This is a genomic window from Micromonospora sp. NPDC005174, assembly GCF_040608495.1.
Lineage (GTDB): Bacteria > Actinomycetota > Actinomycetes > Mycobacteriales > Micromonosporaceae > Micromonospora.
In genome coordinates, this window is record NZ_JBEXIJ010000008.1 from 94588 (window position 1) to 112500 (window position 17913).

15 protein-coding genes are annotated in these 17913 nt (G+C 72.2%); 13 read left to right on the plus strand and 2 right to left on the minus strand.

The annotated features are described in order from the left end of the window. The 6 genes from ABZU91_RS12070 (at nt 1) to ABZU91_RS12095 (ending at nt 7574) form a co-directional block, all read left to right on the plus strand. A complete protein-coding gene (locus ABZU91_RS12070; protein WP_355237906.1) occupies nt 1–1938 on the plus strand; it encodes a fumarate reductase/succinate dehydrogenase flavoprotein subunit in 1938 nt (645 codons plus the stop codon). Then, on the plus strand, nt 1935–2696 hold the full coding sequence (locus ABZU91_RS12075; protein WP_355237909.1) for a succinate dehydrogenase/fumarate reductase iron-sulfur subunit: 762 nt from the start codon (nt 1935–1937) through the stop codon (nt 2694–2696). The genes ABZU91_RS12070 and ABZU91_RS12075 overlap by 4 nt, the downstream gene beginning before the upstream one ends. 230 nt (nt 2697–2926) lie before the next feature. Next, the gene (locus ABZU91_RS12080) at nt 2927–4111 is read left to right on the plus strand and encodes a zinc-dependent alcohol dehydrogenase (protein ID WP_355237912.1); all 1185 of its coding nucleotides are present in this window, start codon (nt 2927–2929) and stop codon (nt 4109–4111) included. A 114-nt stretch (nt 4112–4225) separates the two neighbouring features. Further along, complete coding sequence (locus tag ABZU91_RS12085; RefSeq protein ID WP_355237915.1) at nt 4226–5194, plus strand: SDR family NAD(P)-dependent oxidoreductase; 969 nt, start codon at nt 4226–4228, stop codon at nt 5192–5194. A 108-nt stretch (nt 5195–5302) separates the two neighbouring features. Then, nucleotides 5303–6313, plus strand: a complete 1011-nt coding sequence (locus tag ABZU91_RS12090) for a serine hydrolase (protein ID WP_355237918.1) — start codon at nt 5303–5305, stop codon at nt 6311–6313. Between the two features lie 115 nt (nt 6314–6428). Continuing rightward, nucleotides 6429–7574 carry an MBL fold metallo-hydrolase gene (locus ABZU91_RS12095; RefSeq protein WP_355237921.1) on the plus strand — a complete coding sequence of 382 codons (1146 nt, stop codon included), beginning with the start codon at nt 6429–6431 and terminating at the stop codon, nt 7572–7574. Between the two features lie 24 nt (nt 7575–7598). Here the strand turns inward: ABZU91_RS12095 and dgt are convergent, their stop codons facing one another. Then, the gene (gene dgt, locus ABZU91_RS12100) at nt 7599–9110 is read right to left on the minus strand and encodes a dGTP triphosphohydrolase (RefSeq protein ID WP_355237924.1); all 1512 of its coding nucleotides are present in this window, start codon (nt 9108–9110) and stop codon (nt 7599–7601) included. A 181-nt stretch (nt 9111–9291) separates the two neighbouring features. Here dgt and ABZU91_RS12105 point away from each other — a divergent pair, with 181 nt between their 5' ends. From ABZU91_RS12105 to ABZU91_RS12115, 3 genes are all read left to right on the plus strand, one after another. Then, nucleotides 9292–11712 carry a Tex family protein gene (locus tag ABZU91_RS12105; protein ID WP_355237927.1) on the plus strand — a complete coding sequence of 807 codons (2421 nt, stop codon included), beginning with the start codon at nt 9292–9294 and terminating at the stop codon, nt 11710–11712. Nucleotides 11713–11790: 78 nt separating this feature from the next. After that, nucleotides 11791–12681 carry an aminoglycoside phosphotransferase family protein gene (locus ABZU91_RS12110; protein ID WP_355237930.1) on the plus strand — a complete coding sequence of 297 codons (891 nt, stop codon included), beginning with the start codon at nt 11791–11793 and terminating at the stop codon, nt 12679–12681. A gap of 21 nt (nt 12682–12702) precedes the next feature. Then, entirely contained in the window at nt 12703–13170 is a 468-nt protein-coding gene (locus tag ABZU91_RS12115; protein ID WP_355237933.1) for a hypothetical protein, read from the plus strand. Here the strand turns inward: ABZU91_RS12115 and ABZU91_RS12120 are convergent. Then, nucleotides 13100–14047: a DUF389 domain-containing protein gene (locus tag ABZU91_RS12120; protein ID WP_355237936.1), complete on the minus strand. Its 948-nt coding sequence runs from the start codon at nt 14045–14047 to the stop codon at nt 13100–13102. The genes ABZU91_RS12115 and ABZU91_RS12120 overlap by 71 nt on opposite strands. Before the next feature lie 226 nt (nt 14048–14273). Here ABZU91_RS12120 and ABZU91_RS12125 point away from each other — a divergent pair, with 226 nt between their 5' ends. From ABZU91_RS12125 to ABZU91_RS12140, 4 genes are read left to right on the plus strand one after another with little or no spacing between them, the layout of a single operon-like run. After that, on the plus strand, nt 14274–15401 hold the full coding sequence (locus tag ABZU91_RS12125; RefSeq protein ID WP_355237939.1) for an aminotransferase class I/II-fold pyridoxal phosphate-dependent enzyme: 1128 nt from the start codon (nt 14274–14276) through the stop codon (nt 15399–15401). Next, on the plus strand, nt 15398–16453 hold the full coding sequence (locus ABZU91_RS12130; RefSeq protein ID WP_355237942.1) for a GNAT family N-acetyltransferase: 1056 nt from the start codon (nt 15398–15400) through the stop codon (nt 16451–16453). The genes ABZU91_RS12125 and ABZU91_RS12130 overlap by 4 nt, the downstream gene beginning before the upstream one ends. Continuing rightward, nucleotides 16450–17082 (plus strand): sugar transferase, encoded by a 633-nt coding sequence (locus ABZU91_RS12135; protein WP_355237945.1) that lies wholly within the window; start codon nt 16450–16452, stop codon nt 17080–17082. The genes ABZU91_RS12130 and ABZU91_RS12135 overlap by 4 nt, the downstream gene beginning before the upstream one ends. Then, nucleotides 17079–17852, plus strand: a complete 774-nt coding sequence (locus tag ABZU91_RS12140; protein WP_355237948.1) for a GNAT family N-acetyltransferase — start codon at nt 17079–17081, stop codon at nt 17850–17852. Before ABZU91_RS12135 ends, ABZU91_RS12140 begins: the two co-directional genes overlap by 4 nt. Nucleotides 17853–17913: the final 61 nt, after the last annotated feature.

A 17913-nucleotide genomic window follows, 5' to 3' on the forward strand; every position in this document is an offset into this window, starting at 1 on the left:
ATGGAACTCTTCACCGAAGGCGACCCGATCGCCGACACGAAGGCGCCCACCGGCCCGATCGAGAAGCGCTGGGAGACCCGGCGTTTCGAGGCCAAGCTGGTCAACCCGGCGAACCGCCGCAAGATGACGGTGATCGTGGTCGGCACCGGCCTGGCCGGCGGATCGGCCGCCGCGACCCTGGCCGAGCAGGGCTACCACGTCAAGTCCTACTGCTACCAGGACAGCCCGCGCCGGGCCCACTCGATCGCCGCGCAGGGCGGCATCAACGCCGCGAAGAACTACCGCAACGACGGCGACTCGGTGCACCGGCTGTTCTACGACACCGTCAAGGGCGGCGACTTCCGCTCCCGGGAGTCGAACGTGCACCGCCTGGCCGAGGTGTCGGTCAACATCATCGACCAGTGCGTCGCCCAGGGCGTCCCGTTCGCTCGCGAGTACGGCGGCCTGCTGGACACCCGCTCGTTCGGCGGCGCGCAGGTGCAGCGCACCTTCTACGCCCGGGGCCAGACGGGTCAGCAGCTCCTGCTGGGCGCGTACCAGGCCCTGGAGCGGCAGATCGGCCTCGGCAACGTGGAGATGAACGCCCGGCACGAGATGCTGGAGCTGGTCATCGTCGACGGCAAGGCCCGCGGCATCATCGTCCGGGACCTGGTCACCGGTGAGATCAGCACCGAGATGGCCGACGCGGTCGTCCTCGCCTCCGGCGGCTACGGGAACGTCTTCTACCTCTCCACCAACGCCAAGGGCTGCAACGTCACCGCCACCTGGCGGGCGCACCGCAAGGGCGCGTACTTCGCCAACCCCTGCTACACGCAGATCCACCCGACCTGCATCCCCGTCTCCGGCGACCACCAGTCGAAGCTGACCCTGATGAGCGAGTCGCTGCGCAACGACGGCCGGGTCTGGGTGCCGAAGGCCAAGGGCGACGACCGCAGCCCGAAGGACATTCCCGAGGACGAGCGGGACTACTACCTCGAGCGGATCTACCCGTCCTTCGGCAACCTGGTCCCCCGCGACATCGCCTCCCGCGCCGCCAAGAACGTGTGCGACGAGGGCCGGGGCGTCGGTCCGACCAAGCTCGGCGTCTACCTCGACTTCGCCGACGCCATCGACCGGCTGGGCCGCAAGGCCATCGAGGCCAAGTACGGCAACCTCTTCGAGATGTACGAGCGGATCACCGGCGAGGACCCGTACGAGGTGCCGATGCGGATCTACCCCGCCGTGCACTACACGATGGGCGGGCTCTGGGTCGACTACGACCTCCAGTCCAGCATCCCGGGCCTGTTCGTGATCGGCGAGGCGAACTTCTCCGACCACGGCGCGAACCGGCTCGGCGCGTCGGCGCTGATGCAGGGCCTCGCCGACGGCTACTTCGTGCTGCCCACCACCATCGCCAACTACCTGGCCTCGGGCCCCCTCGAAAAGGTCGACGCCAGCCACCCGGCGGCGGTCGAGGCCCGTACCGACGTCGAGGACCGCGTCCAGCGGCTGCTGGCCGTCAACGGCGACCGGACCGTGGACTCGTTCCACCGCGAGCTGGGCCAGATCATGTGGGAGCACTGCGGCATGGAACGCAGTGAGGCCGGGCTGCGCAAGGCGATCGGTGAGATCCGCGACCTGCGCGAGCAGTTCTGGCAGCGGGTCAAGGTGTCCGGCACCGGCGAGGAGCTGAACCAGTCGCTGGAGAAGGCCGGCCGGGTGGCCGACTTCTTCGAGCTGGCCGAGCTGATGTGCATCGACGCCCTGCACCGCGAGGAGTCCTGCGGCGGTCACTTCCGGGCCGAGCACCAGACCCCCGACGGGGAGGCGCAGCGCGACGACGACCGGTTCGCGTACGTCGCGGCCTGGGAGTTCACCGCCACCGGTGAGCCCTCGGTGCTGCACAAGGAAGACCTGAAGTTCGAATACGTCCACCCCACGCAGCGGAGCTACAAGTGAACCTGACCCTGCGCATCTGGCGCCAGAAGGGCCCTGAGGACAAGGGTCGGATGGTGACCTACCCGGTCGACGACGTGTCCCCGGACATGTCGTTCCTGGAGATGCTCGACGTGCTCAACGAGCGGCTGATCCTCGACGGCGAGGACCCGGTGGCGTTCGACCACGACTGCCGCGAGGGCATCTGCGGCATGTGCGGCCTCATGATCAACGGCGACGCGCACGGGCCGCAGCGCGGCACCACGGCGTGCCAGCTGCACATGCGGCAGTTCAAGGACGGCGAGACGATCGACATCGAGCCGTGGCGGGCCAGCGCCTTCCCGGTCATCAAGGACCTGGTGGTCAACCGGAGCGCCTTCGACACCATCATCGCCGCCGGTGGCTACATCACCGCGCCGACCGGCAGCGCACCCGAGGCGCACTCCACCCCGGTCGCCAAGGCCAACGCGGACGCCGCCTTCGAGTCGGCGGCCTGCATCGGCTGCGGCGCGTGCGTGGCGGCCTGCCCGAACGGCTCCGGCATGCTCTTCACCGCCGCCAAGCTCACCCAACTCTCGCTGCTGCCGCAGGGCCAGCCGGAGCGCTACACCCGGGTGATCGGCATGGTCGACGCGCACGACGAGGCCGGCTTCGGTGGCTGCACCAACGCCGGCGAGTGCACGGTGTCCTGCCCGAAGGGCATCCCGTTGAACACGATCGGCCGCCTCAACCGCGACTACCTCGCGGCCACCGCCAAGGGCGGCAACACCCCCGGCTCCTGACCGTCACGCGCCGTCACACCGCCGCATCCCGAGTTGCCGGGGTGCGGCGGCGCGGCGGTGTGGCGTCTAGATCGACTCGACATCCAGAAAGTCGGCCTGTCCGGGCGCCCACCACGCCCCGACTTCCTGGAACCCGAGTCGATCAACCAGCACGTCCACTCTTGGCCAGCCGGTTCAACTCCCCCTTCCCGGGTAGCAGTCAGGGTAGGACGAGGGAGGGGCAGCCGGACATGAAGGCGTTGACCTGGCAGGGCAAGCGGGACGTACGGGTCGAGGACGTGCCCGATCCTCGGATCGAGGAACCGACCGACGCGATCGTCAAGATCACGTCGACGGCGATCTGCGGCTCAGATCTGCACCTGTACGAGGTGCTGGGGCCGTACCTGAAGCCCGGCGACATCCTGGGCCACGAACCGATGGGGGTCGTCGAGGAGGTCGGGTCGGAGGTGACCGGGCTCAAGCCCGGCGACCGGGTGGTGGTGCCGTTCAACATCTCGTGCGGCAACTGCTGGATGTGCCGACGTCAGCTCTACGCCCAGTGCGAGACGACCCAGGTGACGAGCGAGGGCAAGGGCGCCGCACTGTTCGGCTACACCTCCCTCTACGGGTCCGTGCCCGGCGGGCAGGCCGAGTACCTGCGCGTTCCGCAGGCCCACTTCGGGCCGATCAAGATCCCGGAGACCGGCGCGGACGAGCGCTACCTCTACCTCTCCGACATCCTGCCCACCGCCTGGCAGGCGGTGAAGTACGCGGACACCCCGCCCGGCGGCACCCTGGCCGTCTTCGGGCTGGGCCCGGTCGGCCAGTTCTGCGCCCGCATCGGTCGCCACCTCGGCGCGGAGCGGGTGATCGGGCTGGACCTGGTGCCCGAGCGGCTTGAGCTGGCCCGCCGGCACGGCATCGAGGTGCTCGACGTACGCGAGTTGTCCGACGCGCCGGGCGCGCTTATCGACCTGGTCGACGGACGTGGTCCGGACGCCGTCATCGACGCGGTCGGCATGGAGGCGCACGGCTCCCCGGTCGGCAAGCTGGCCCACGCGGCCGTCGGGCTGCTGCCGGACAAGCTCGCCCAGACGATGACGGACCGGGTCGCCGTGGACCGGCTCGCCGTCCTGCACGCCGCTCTCAAGGCGGTCCGCCGCGGCGGCACCGTCTCGCTCTCCGGGGTCTACGGGGGCGAGGCCGACCCGATGCCGATGATGGAGATGTTCGACCGGGGCATCCAGCTACGCATGGGCCAGTGCCACGTGCGCCGCTGGGTCGACGAGATCATGCCGTTGCTCGCTGGCGACGACGACCCGCTGGGCGTGGAAGACCTGCGCACCCACCGGCTGCCGCTGAGCGACGCGCCGCGCGCGTACGACATGTTCCAGAAGAAGGAGGACGGCTGCATAAAGGTGGTCCTCGCACCGTGAGTGCGAGGAGTGAGCCGGGGTTGCGAGCCCCGCAGTCACGAACCAAGGCGGCACCGTGAGTGCGAGGAGTGAGCCGGGGTTGCGAGCCCCGCAGTCACGAACCAAGGCTGCACCGTGAGTGCGAGTCGGGTGGTGCTGGTCGCGGGCGCGACCAGCGGGATCGGCCGGGCGACGGCGCGGGCGTTCGCCGAGCGCGGCGACCGCCTGGTCCTCGCGGCCCGCGCGCCGCAGACCCTCGCCGAGGTACGCGAGGAGTGCGCGGACGTCGAGGTCCTGACCGTGGCGACCGACGTCACCGAGGCAGGGGCGCTGGACGCGTTGGCGGAGGCGGCGATCGAACGGTTCGGCCGTATCGACGTCTGGGTGCACACCGCCGCGGTGATGGCCTACGGGCGCTTCGACGAGCTGCCGGAGCGGGTGTTCGAGCAGGTGGTGCGGACGGATCTGCTGGCCGCCGCCGGTGCGGCCCGGGTGGCGCTGCGGCACTTCCGGGCCACCGGCGCCGGAACGCTGATCCTCACCGGGTCGGTGCTGGGGCACATCACCGCGCCCTACATGAGTGCGTACGTGACCAGCAAGTGGGGGTTGCAGGGGCTGGCCCGCACGCTCCAGCAGGAACTGCGCGACTGTCCGGAGATCCGGCTCTGCCTGGTCAATCCGGGCAGTGTGGACACACCCGTCTACCAACAGGCGGCGAACTACCTCGGCCGGGTCGGCCGGCCCCCACCGCCGGTCGCCGGGTCGCAGCGGGTGGCCCGGGCCATCGTCGACTGTGTGGACCGTCCTCGTCGCGAGGTGTCGGTGGGCCGGCTGAACGTGGTGCTGCGGGCGGGCTTCACGGTGCTGCCGGGCGTCTACGACGTACTCGTCGGACCGTTGATGCGGCTCGCGGGCCTGAGCCGGCGGCCGGTCCCGGCGCACGACGGCACGGTCTTCGCCCCGAACCCGGCTGGCGAGGCGGTCCACGGCGGCCATCTGCCCGATCTGGGGCAGCTCGCCCGGGCGGTGGCCGGTCCGGCCGCGCAGCTCGGCGGCGCGGCGGCCGGAGCGATCGGTGCCGCGCTGCGCCGACGGCCTAGGTGACACTGTTCGGAACTGTTCGGAACCTTTTCCGGGGGCGTCATGGATAGATCAACTCGTCTAGCGTGGTGGGCCGGCAAGCGCTCCGGCGCCCCACGACGGGAGAGACGATTGACCATCCGACTGAACCGCAGGACAGCACTCGGACTGGGCACAGTGGCCACCGCCGGCACGGTGCTCGGCGCTGCCGCCCCGGCCAACGCGGCGAGGAGCAATGAGGCATCGCCGGTCACGCCCGCCCAGGCGGCTCGCCGGGTCGCCACCGCCGTCACCCAGCACCGCACCGAGGCCGGCGGCAACTGGCAGGCGTACGTCAGCGTGGCCGACCCGGCGGGCGCTCCGGTCGTCGCGGTGGCGGTGGACCCGGACCGGACGATCGAGGCGTACAGCGTCAACAAGATCGCGGTGGCGACGGCGGTGTTGGACAAGGTCGACCGCGGGCTGCTGTCGCTGGACCAGCGGGTCGAGGTGACCGAGTCGATCGTGGTGCCGGGCGGTGACGGCATCTTCAGCCTGGACGGCGCGTACCCGAGCAGCGTGACGCTGGGACACGTGCTGGCGAACCTGCTGACCGTCTCGGACGACACGGCGGTACGGCTGTGCGGGCTGGTCGCCCCGGCTGCCGAGATCAACTCGATCCTGGTCGCCAAGGGTTTCCCGAACACCCAGGTCGAGCCGGTGGCCAACCCGAACCGGTTCTTCCTCGGCACGAGCACTCCCCGGGAGACGCACGACCTGCTGCGCGCCCTGGTCGCCGGCACGCTGCTCTCGCCGGCGTCGACGGCGCACCTGCTCGGGCTGCTGCGCTCCCCGGTGGCCTTCACCGACGGCATCCGGCGCACCATGTCCTCCGACGAGCGGGCCCGCATCGCCACGAAGGCCGGCTGGTACGCCGACGCCCGGCACGAGGCCGGGGTGATCTTCGACCGTTCCGGGACGGCGGTGCTCACCTACGCCCTCTTCGCCGACGGGCAGGCCGACCCGGACAACTTCGGCGCCACCCATCCGGCGGTGCAGGCCCGGGCCGCCATGGGTCCGAAGCTCCTCGCCGCGGTGGACCGCCTCGCCGGCACGGGCACCGCGTACCGGACGACCGTCCAGCGTCCGAGCAACGGCGGTTGAGACGGGCCTCGGGCCGGCCGCCTCGGCAGCGACCGGCCCGAGGCGGGCGACCGCCGGGGCACGGACCTCGTGAGGTGACTACCGTGTAGTGCGGGACACGGCGGAGGGACGGGCAATGGCACCAGCGAAACGCACCGACGGGCAACGGTCGCTCGTGCGACGGATGGGCGGCCCGGCCGGACTGGCCGCGCTGGCCGGCCTGGCCTGGGTGGCCCGGGACGTGCCGGCGGCGCTGGGCGGCCGGCTCGCCGGGGCGCGAGCCGAGCGGGCGGCCCGCTCGCCCCAGTTCCGCGACGGCACCTTCCACAACCAGGCCGACGTCCGCACGATGGTCGCCGCCGAGCCGGGTCGCAACCTGGTCCGGGAACTGATCTTCGGCAAGCAGAAGCGTCGCCCCACCGCACCCGTGCCGCTCGTGCGGCCCGATGCGTCGCCGGCCGCCGACACCGCCGACGAGCTGAACATCGTCTGGTACGGCCACGCGTCGGCGCTCATCGAGATCGAGGGCCGGCGGGTCCTGCTCGACCCCGTCTGGAGCGACCGCTGTTCACCGTCGGGCGCGGTCGGCCCGCGCCGACTGCACGAGCCGCCGGTGGGCATCGACGAGCTGCCCCCGCTGGACGCCATCCTGATCTCCCACGACCACTACGACCACCTCGACATGCCCACCGTGCGGGCGCTGGTCGCCGGGCAGTCGGCGCCGTTCGTGGTGCCGCTCGGAGTGGGCGCCCACCTGGACCGGTGGGGAGTGCCCGCCGAACGGATCATCGAGCTGGACTGGTCCGAGTCGCACCGGGTCGACGGGTTGGAGATCACCGCCACCGCCGCCCAGCACTTCTCCGGTCGCGGACTGCGCCGCGACGGCACGCTCTGGAGCTCCTGGGTGGTCGCCGGGGCACGGCGCAAGGTCTTCTACACCGGCGACTCCGGCTACTTCGCCGGGTACGCGGCCATCGGCGCCGAGCACGGGCCCTTCGACGTCACGCTGATGCAGATCGGCGCGTACGACCGGGCGTGGCCGACGATCCACATGTTCCCCGAGGAGGCGGTCGACGCCCACCTGGACCTGCGCGGCGGGCTGTTCATCCCGGTGCACTGGGCGACGTTCAACCTGGCCCTGCACGACTGGTCGGAGCCGGTGAACCGGCTGTGGGCCGAGGCGAAGGCCCGCGACGTGCGACTCGCCGTGCCCCGCCCGGGTGAGCGGGTGGTGGTCGACGACCCGCCGGCCGTCGACGGTTGGTGGCAGTCCGTCGCCTGAGCCGTGTCGGACGCTGGTACGGGGTCAGAGCACGAAGGCATCGGTCCAGAGCGCGCCGGAGCGGCCGGAGAGCGCGTCCAGCATGGCGACCGCCTGGCCGTCGGTGAGCTGCGCGACGAAGTCCACGATGGCACGTCCCCGGGCGCGGCCGATCCGGTGCGGCGTACGCGGGTGCAGCTCGGCCTCGGCCAGCTCGACCAGGTCGTGCAGCCGGCGCGGCAGGCGCGACTCCTCCTCCGGGTCGAGCAGCCACTCCCACAGCGCCTCGACGAGGGTGCCCAGCAACCGGGCCTGACCACGCTGGTGCAGGGCCAGGTCGGGGCGGGCCAGCACGAACCGGTGGTGGACGAACTTGAGCACCTGCACCTCGTGCCACTGCGCGCAGCCCAGCAGCACGTACCCGGAGCGCACCGACGGCTGGTCGGTCATGGTGATCGCGTCGACGAAGCGGGTGGACCAGCGGGCCGAGAAGCGCGCCACGTACTGCTCCGCCTCGATCGAACCGTCGAACGGCATCGCGAGCAGCCCGTCCACCAGCTCCTCGCGGACGTGCTCGACGGCGGCGGCGAACGCGTCGTCGTCGGCGATCCAGGCGTCCTTGCGGTGCAGTTGCCGGCGTAGCCGCTCGATGGCCGCGCCGGGCCGGCGGGCCGAGGTGGCCAGCGCCGCGTCGGTGATCGCCCGGAAGTGCCCGCTCTCGCGCTGCCACGCCATCAGCTCGGCGGACACCGCGCCCTGCTGGAGCACACCGACGCGGTAGAAGTCCTCCACGTCGTGGATGGCGTACGCGATGTCGTCGGCGGTGTCCATGACGGACGCCTCGACGGTCTGCTGCCAGTCCGGAATCCGGCCGGCGAACGGCTCCCGGGCCTGCCGCAGGTCGTCCAGCTCGGTCCGGTACGCCCCGAACTTCAACGAGCCGCTCTCCGGGTCGTCGGGCGGCGGGGTGGCGCCACGCGGCGGCGGGTCCAGGAGGCGCGGGTGGGGGTCGGGGTAGTCCAGCCTCGTCCACGGGTACTTCAGCATCGCCGCGCGGACCGCGGCGGTCAGGTCCAACCCGGTGGTGGCCGCGCCCCGGATCTCGGTGCTCGTGACGATCCGGTACGACTGCGCGTTGCCCTCGAACCCGTCGGCGAGGCCGAGGCGCTGGCGGGCCAGCCGGTCGAGCACCCGCTCCCCCAGGTGGCCGAACGGCGGGTGGCCGAGGTCGTGGGCGAGCGCGGCCGCCTCCACCACGTCGGGGTCGAGGCCACCGAGCTTGTCCAGCAGGTGGCTCCACCTGTCGTCGCCCGTCAGCCGCTCGGCGATCGCCCGGGCCACCTGGGCGACCTTGAGGCTGTGCGTGAGCCGGTTGTGCACCAGCAGCCCGGAGCCGACCGGGCTGATCACCTGGGTCACCCCGCCGAGTCGGGCGAAGAACGGCGAGCCGACGATCCGGTCCCGGTCGGCGCGGAACGGGTTGGCCGTGAGGTCGCCGAGGGCGCGGGCGCTGCCGCCGAAGAGCCGCCGGGCGCGCGACTCCGCAGGTGATTCCATGATCGCCACGCTAGCGCAGGCCCGGTGGGCTCGGTCGAGGGATGGACCCGGCGCGGGCGCGGAGGCGCGACGACGCGACGCACGACCGGCCGGGCGCGACGACGGCGGTCGGGGGCGCCCGGCAGAATGCAGGCGGTAGCCGCTTTTCGGAGGCGGATCGAGTCGAAGGCGGATCGAGATCGTGACCCAGTCTGTTCATCAGCGGATCGCCGACGAGCTCGGCGTGGCCGAGCGTCAGGTGCGGGCGGCCGTGGAGCTGCTCGACGGCGGCGCCACCGTGCCGTTCATCGCCCGCTACCGCAAGGAGGCCACCGGCCTGCTCGACGACACCCAGCTGCGCACCCTGGAGGAGCGGCTGCGCTACCTGCGGGAGCTGGACGAGCGACGGGCCGCCGTACTGGAGTCGATCCGCGGCCAGGGCAAGCTGGACGAGGCGCTGGAAGCGCAGATCATGGCCGCCGACTCGAAGTCGCGGCTGGAGGACATCTACCTGCCGTACAAGCCGAAGCGGCGGACCCGGGCGCAGATCGCCCGCGAGGCCGGCCTCGCGCCGCTGGCGGAGACGCTGCTGGCCGACCCTTCCCAGGACCCGAAGGCCATCGCCGCCGGGTTCGTCGATGCCGAGAAGGGCGTCGCCGACGCCGCCGCCGCTCTGGAGGGCGCGCGGGCGATCCTGATCGAGACCTTCGCCGAGGACGCCGACCTGATCGGCACGCTGCGCGAGCAGATGTGGTCGCGGGGCCGTCTGGTGTCCCGGGTACGCGAGGGTCAGGAGACCGCCGGCGCGAAGTTCGCGGACTACTTCGACTTCTCCGAGCCGTACCCGAAGCTGCCCTCGCACCGCATCCTCGCGATGTTCCGGGGCGAGAAGGAGGGCGTGCTCGACCTGACCATGGAGCCCGAGGAGGCCGGCGAGGCGGACGCCGTGCCGACGGGCCCGAGCCGGTACGAGGCGGTGGTCGCCGGCCGGTTCCGGGTCTCCGACGCCGGCCGCCCCGCCGACCGCTGGCTTGCCGACACGGTCCGCTGGGCGTGGCGTACGCGAATCCTCATCCACCTCGGGGCCGACCTGCGGATGCGGCTGTGGCAGGCGGCCGAGGAGGAGGCCGTGCGGGTCTTCGCGACCAACCTGCGCGACCTGCTGCTCGCCGCGCCTGCCGGTACGCGGCCGACGATGGGCCTGGACCCGGGCCTGCGGACCGGGGTGAAGGTCGCCGTGGTCGACGCCACCGGCAAGGTCCTCGCCACCGACACGATCTATCCGCACGAGCCACGCCGACAGTGGGACGCGTCGATCGAGACCCTCGCCCGGCTGGCCGGCGCGCACGACGTGGAGCTGATCGCGATCGGCAACGGCACCGCCTCCCGGGAGACCGACAAGCTGGCCGCCGACCTGATCAAGCGACACCCGCAGCTCAACCTGACGAAGGTGATGGTCTCCGAGGCCGGCGCGTCGGTCTACTCCGCCTCCGCGTACGCCTCGCAGGAGCTGCCGGGCATGGACGTGTCGCTGCGCGGGGCCGTGTCCATCGCCCGCCGCCTCCAGGACCCGCTCGCCGAGCTGGTCAAGATCGACCCGCGCTCGATCGGTGTCGGCCAGTACCAGCACGACCTGTCCGAGGTGAAGCTGTCCCGGTCGCTGGACGCGGTGGTGGAGGACTGCGTGAACGCCGTCGGGGTGGACGTCAACACGGCTTCCGCGCCGCTGCTGACCCGGGTCTCCGGGATCGGGGCCGGGCTGGCCGAGAACATCGTGCTGCACCGGGACGCCAACGGGCCGTTCCGGTCGCGGACCGAACTGAAGAAGGTGGCCCGGCTCGGGCCGAAGGCGTTCGAGCAGTGCGCCGGCTTCCTGCGTATCCCCGACGGGGACGACCCTCTGGACTCGTCGAGCGTGCACCCCGAGGCGTACCCGGTGGTGCGGCGCATCCTCGCCAGCACCGGGCAGGACCTGCGCGCGGTGATCGGCCGGAGCGCCATCCTGCGCGGGCTGCGTGCCACCGACTTCGTCGACGAACGGTTCGGCCTGCCCACCGTCACCGACATCCTCGCCGAGCTGGAGAAGCCGGGGCGCGACCCACGGCCGGAGTTCCGCACCGCCACCTTCGTCGAGGGCGTGGAGAAGATCAGCGACCTGACGCCGGGCATGGTGCTGGAGGGCGTGGTCACCAACGTGGCCGCCTTCGGCGCGTTCGTGGACGTCGGGGTGCACCAGGACGGCCTGGTACACGTGTCGGCGATGTCCCGGACGTTCGTGAAGGACCCCCGTGAGGTGGTGAAGTCCGGCGACGTGGTCAAGGTACGGGTGCTCGACGTGGACGTACCCCGAAAGCGCATCTCTCTGACCCTGCGCCTGGAGGACGAGCCGGCCGCCGGTGGTCGGACGAGTCAGGAGGGGCGCGGCGGCCCGGCGCAGCGCGGACCGCAGGCCGGTCGCGGTGGCCAGGGCGGGTCCGGCGGTGGGCAGGGCAGGTCCGGCGGCCAGGGCGGGTCCGGCGGTCGCGGCGGGCAGGGCGCACGGGGCGGGCAGCAGCGACAGGGTGCGCCGGCGCCGGCGAACGACGCGATGGCGGAGGCTCTGCGCCGCGCTGGCTTGGCCTGATCGGTTGTCGCCCACTCGCCGTGCGGGCGGGCGGAAAAGGGCGCGCGTTTCCGCCCGTTCCTGGGTGATGATCTCGCGATGCGGATGCATGCCGACCAGGTGGACGTGGGCGCGGACGTGGTTGCCGCGTTGGTGGCCGAGCAGTTTCCCCCCTGGCGAGGGTTGCCGGTCCACCCGCTCCCCTCGGCCGGCACGGTGCACGCCCTGTTCAGGCTCGGCGGGGACGTGGTGCTGCGGTTTCCGTTGCGCCCGTCCGCCGATCCGGAGCTGCGCGCGGAGCTGCGGCGGGAGCAGGAGCACGCCGTGCTGCTCGCCGCGCACCTGCCGGTCGCGGTACCCGAGCCGCTCGGCATCGGCGAGCCGGGTGCCGGGTACCCCGGGCCGTGGATGGCGCACCGCTGGATCGCCGGGGAGACGGCCCAGCCCGACCGGATCGACGATCTGGAGGTGTTCGCCCGCGACCTGGCCGCCGTCGTGGTCGCCCTGCACGGCATCGACACCGGCGGACGGGCGTGGCCGGGGTTCGGCCGGGGCGGGCCCCTGGCGGACCAGGACGACGACATACGGGCCGCCCTCGCTGTCAGCGGCGAACTCGCCGACACCGCCGCGCTCGCCGAGGTGTGGCACCGGTGCCGGGACGTACGCCGGGACGACCCCGCCGACGTGTGGCTCCACGCCGACCTGATGCCCGGCAACCTGCTGGTGCGCGACGGCCGGTTGGTTGCCGTCATCGACCTGGGGACGGTCGGCGTGGGCGACCCGGCTGTCGACCTGATGCCGGCGTGGAACCTGCTCGACGTCAGCGCGCGCCAGACGTACCGGCGGGCGGTGGGCGTGGACGACGCCACCTGGGAGCGGGGGCGCGGGTGGGCCCTGGCACAGGCGATCAACGCGCTGCCGTACTACGTCGACACCAACCCGGTGATGGCCGACACCGCCCGGCACACCCTGCGGGCCGTGCTGGACTGAGTCGGGGCGTACCGTCCCCTCGTGGGTGAGGACGACGGCCGTGAGTGGCGGGAGCGGCAGCAGCACGCGGTGCGGGCGCACGCCGACGCGGACGCGCGGCGGCGAGCCGCCGAGCAGGCGCAGGCCGCGGAGCTGGTGGCCTGGTTCGTGGCCGAGGCCGCCCGGCGCGGGCTGCCCACCACGCGGCTGGTCGCCAGGGGTTACGACGGGCGCGGTCGCTACCGGACCGGGCTGACCGGCTGGTACGTCGACCGGGCCGAGACCCGGGCGGTGGACGTGGCCGGGCGGTTCCATCTGCTGACCGTGCCGGGCGGCCTGCGGGCCCGACTCCTCGGCGTCGACCCGCAGCCCAGTCCGCCACCGCTGGTGGTGGGTGCGGGCGGACGCGACGGTGAGTCGATCCCGTTGCGGACGCTGCTCACCCGGCTGCTCGACGGCGGGACCGACGAGCCAGGTTCCACCACCAGAGCTGCTGCACCACGAGGGTGAGCAGGCCAGCCAGGACGATCGCGCAGAGGTTGATCACCAACTGGAGGGCCGAGCCGGCGGCCTCGTCCCACACCCGGTAGGCGGCGGCGACCGCCACGTTCGCCGCGGCCGGCACGGTGGTGACCGAGATCAGCACCCCGACCAGGCTGCCCGACTTCTTCGAGGTCAGCGAGAGCATGCCGGCCACACCGGCGAGCAGGCCGACCACCCAGGACAGCGCGTCCGGTCGCCAGATGAAGTCGGTGAGCGGTCGATCGGCGAGCAGCATCCCCTTGCTGACCAGGCCCGCGGCGGTCAGCGCCCAGGTGCTCAGCACGGTCGCCACCATGGCCGCCAGGAAGCCGACCGTGAGGGCCTGCACCGAGCGGCCGATCACGTCGAGGCGGCGGCGTAGCAGCGCCACGCAGAGCGCGGCGAGGGGGCCGAACTCCGGCCCGACCACCATCGCCCCGACGATGAGGATCGGCTGGTCGAGCAGCACACCGATGCCCGCGATCATGGTGGCCACCACGATCAGCACCAGATAGGTGCCGGACAGTTCGGTCTGCTCACCGGTCTTCGCGGCGATCTCGTCCCAGACCACGGCGTCCGCGCCGCTGCCGGGCGCCCGCTCGGCCGCCCGGTCGGCCGCCGCCGAGATGGTCAGCTCGACGTCGTCGGCGGCGATCCCACCGCGCGCGTCCACCCCGAGGCGCTGAAGGCCTTCCAGGACGGTGTCGGCGCTCTCCCGGACCACGTCGCACTCGACGAGGTCGCCGCGCGGCTGCCGGGCGGCACCGGGCAGCACCACCAGGTGGGTCACGCCGGGGTCGGCGGCCAGCAGGTCGGCCACCGCCTCCGACTGGTCCGTCGGTGCGATCACCCTCAGATGCAGCACCCACAGGCTCCCTTCGCGCGTTGAGCCCACCGGTGGGCGCGGCTCGCAGCACTGTAGCCGCCGCTGACGAGGGCCCGACGTGAAGAGCCTTCCGGGATCGGGACCCCCGCGACGAGTGGAATATCCCGAAAACAGCCTCGAATAGCGGAAACGCAGGTATGGGAGCTGGACCGATGGTAAAACCGGTTTGTCAGTTTGGCCCGGCGACGGCGGGAGTCATCCGAGCATGAGCAAGGTCTACCTCTCCCCGCCCGACGTCGGCCAGCTTGAGGAGTCGTACGCGCTGGCCGCCATCCGCTCCGGGTGGGTCGCGCCGCTGGGTCCGGATGTCGACGCCTTCGAGGCCGAGCTGGCGGAGCGGATCGGCACGTCGTACGCCGTGGCCACCAGCTCCGGGACGGCCGCCCTGCACCTGGCGCTGCTGGCTGTCGGCGCCGGCCCCGGGCAGGTCGTCGTCATGCCGACCCTGACCTTCGCGGCCACCGCCAACGCCGCCGTCTACACCGGCGCCGAGCCGATCTTCGTCGACTGCGACCCGATGACCGGCAACATCGACGTGGACCTGCTCGAGGCGCTGCTCGACCGGCTCGACGCCGAGCAACGACAGGTCGCTGCGGTCGTACCGGTGGACATGTTCGGCGTCTGCGCCGACTACGACCGCCTGCTTCCGGTGTGTGCCCGTGCCGGCCATCCGGTCATCGAGGACGCCGCCGAGGCGCTCGGCGCCACCCGGTCCGGCCGGGCCGCCGGGTCGTTCGGCCGGGCCGGGGTGCTGTCCTTCAACGGCAACAAGATCATGACCACGTCCGGCGGCGGCATGCTGCTCACCGACGACGCCGAACTCGCGGCCCGCGCCCGGTACCTGGCGACCCAGGCGCGACAGCCCGTCGCGCACTACGAACACACCGACATCGGCTACAACTACCGGCTGAGCAACGTGCTCGCGGCCATCGGGAGGGCGCAGCTGTCCCGGCTGGACGGCATGATCCGCCGCCGCCACGAGCTGCGTGACCAGTACGCCAAGCTGTTCGCCGCGGTGCCGGGGGTCCGACTGCTCGGCGACGGCGATCCAGGCGCCAACTGCTGGCTGACCACCATCGTGGTGGAGCCGGAGATCTCCGGGTGGTGGCCCGGGGAGTTGGCCGCCCACCTCGCCGCTCAGGACATCGAGACGCGTCCGGTGTGGAAGCCGATGCACCTGCAACCGGTGCACGCCGGGGCGCAGGCCGTGCTCAGCGGCGCGGCGGAACGGCTCTTCGCCACCGGTCTCACCCTGCCCAGCGGCTCGGCGATGGCCGAACACGAGGGCGACCGGGTCCGCCGGGCCATCGACGAGTTCCTGAGCCGCCGGTGACCAGCGGATTCACGGTGACCGGCCCCGGCGCTCCGGCAGCCGTACTGGACGCCTCCTGCCCTGACGTCTACTTCACGGCCGGCTACGGCCGGGCGGCCGCCGGGACCGAATCGGGCAGCTGGCAGATGATCCACGAGCACGACCGGCTCATGCTGCCCCACGTACTCCGGCCGGTGAGCGACACCGACGCCGACGCCGCGAGCCCGTACGGCTACTCGGGGCTGCACGTCGACGCCGGGTGCACCACCGCGGACCTGGTCAGCTTCTGGTCCCGTGCGGTCGCACACTGGCGGGACTCCGCGGTCGTCGCGCTCTTCCTGCGCTTCTCGCCGCTGGATCCCGCCTCGGTCGAGGCGGTCCGGGGGCTCGGGTCCGTCGAGCTGACCCGCCGGGCCGACACCGTCACCGTCGACGTGTCGCAGGGGCCGGACGAGGTGTGGAGCGGCATGGAGGGCCGATCCCGCACCGCCATCCGCAAGGCCCGCAGGAGTGGTCTGACCGGCACCGTCCGTCCCGCCCGGCAGGAGGACCTGCTTCCCGGCACGCCCTTCCGCCGGCTCTACGAGTCGACAATGGTCCGACTGGGCAGCCAGCCCTGGTATCTGTTCCCGGACCGCTACTACCGGCAGCTGGCCGCCGGGCTGGACAAGGCGCTGTCCATCGCGGAGATCCGCGATGCCGACGGCGCCGTGGTGGCGGCCGCCCTCGTGCTGCGGCACCGGGACCGGGCCCACTACCACCTGGCCGGGTCCGACCCGCTCGCCGCGCGCGCCGGCGCCAACAACCTGCTGGTCTGGAGCATCCTGGAGTGGGCCACGGAGCACGGGTGCCGGCTGGTCCACCTCGGCGGCGGCGTCCGCGCCGACGACGGGCTCTTCCAGTTCAAGCGCTCGTTCGGCGGTGTCCGCACCCCGTTCTGGACGGGCTCGGCCGTCATCGCCCCGGGCCGCTACCGCGAACTGGTCGCCGCGCGGGCCAGACGGCTCGACCGCACGGCCGAGGACCTGGAGTCCAGCGGCTACTTCCCGGCGTACCGGGCAGGTGTCGCATGAGCACCGGGACACTCGACACACAACGTCGGATCAAACGGCTCATCGACGTCGTGGTGAGCCTGACCATCCTGGTCGCGCTCTCTCCGGTGCTGGCCCTGGCCGCGATCCTGATCCGCCTGCGACTCGGCGGGCCGGTCCTGTTCCGCCAGCAACGGACCGGCCAGGCGGGCCGCCCGTTCACCGTCTACAAGCTGCGCACGATGACCGACGAGCGCGACGCGCACGGCGTGCTCCTGCCGGACGGAGAACGCTGCAAGGGCATCGGTCTGCTGCTGCGGCGGGCGAGCATCGACGAGCTGCCCCAGCTGGTCAACGTGCTCAAGGGTGAGCTCAGCCTGGTCGGGCCACGTCCGCTGCTGCCCAGGTACGACCCGTTCTACACGGACCGGGAGCGGCTGCGCTTCGAGGTACCCCCGGGGATCACCGGACTGGCGCAGATCCACGGACGCAACGGGCTTGCCTGGAACGAGCGTCTGGAACTCGACGTCGTCTACGTCACGAACTGGTCGCTCGGACTGGAGCTGCGGATCATCGGCCGCACCGTCCGCGCGGTCCTCACCGGTGCCGGCGTCGCGGCGGATCCGTCCGCGCAGATGCTCGACCTCGACCGGGAGCGGATGCTGACGTGACCGTCCTGGTGTCGCGGACCGGCATCACCACCGTCGACGAGCCGACCGATCCGCACCTCGACGGGATCGTGGAACTGCTCCGCCAGTCCATACCCGCCGAGTGCGCGGGTCTGACGCCGTACCACGCGGCGACCTTCGCCGCCTTCCTCGGCGCCGCCGTCGCCCCGCCCAGCGGCCTCCGCACGGTCGTGCTCCGCTGCGTCCGCGACTCCTCCCGGGTACGGGCGGTCGCCGACTGGCGGGTGATCGGCAGGCGACTCTTCCTCAACGGCATAGCGGTCGCCGCGGGACAGCGGGGACGAGGGTGGGGCGGGCTGCTGCTCGACGACGGGTACGACCTGGCACGCCAACTCGGGTGCGCCGACCTCGCGCTGGACGTGTCGTCGAGCAACCCCCGGGCGCGCCGCCTCTACGAGCGTCGCGGCTTCACCGACGAGTCGTACGCGCAGTGGACCGAGGTACGGCTCGACGGAGTCGCCCCCGACCCCACCGTCCGTCTGCTCGACTGGCCGTCGTTCGCGGCGCACCACGTGGCGTACGGCTTCGGGGATCTTCGGATCGGGTGGGCGACCGGCACGGCGAGCGTCCGGGTCGTCGGCCCGTCCCTGCGTCTCGCCGCAGAGGCGCCCGGCCCGGGTCTCGCCGCAGCACTCGCCCAGGTCGTGCCGGCCACCCGCTGCTATCGGATCGGCCCGACAACCGAGGCCGCCATTGCCGGAGGCTTTGCCCGATTCGTCCGGATGTCGCGTCCGGTCGATCTCCGGAGCTGAACACAGCGCCCGGCGAGGCGGTACGTGAAAAAGACAAGTGATCAATAAATAGGAGGTATCA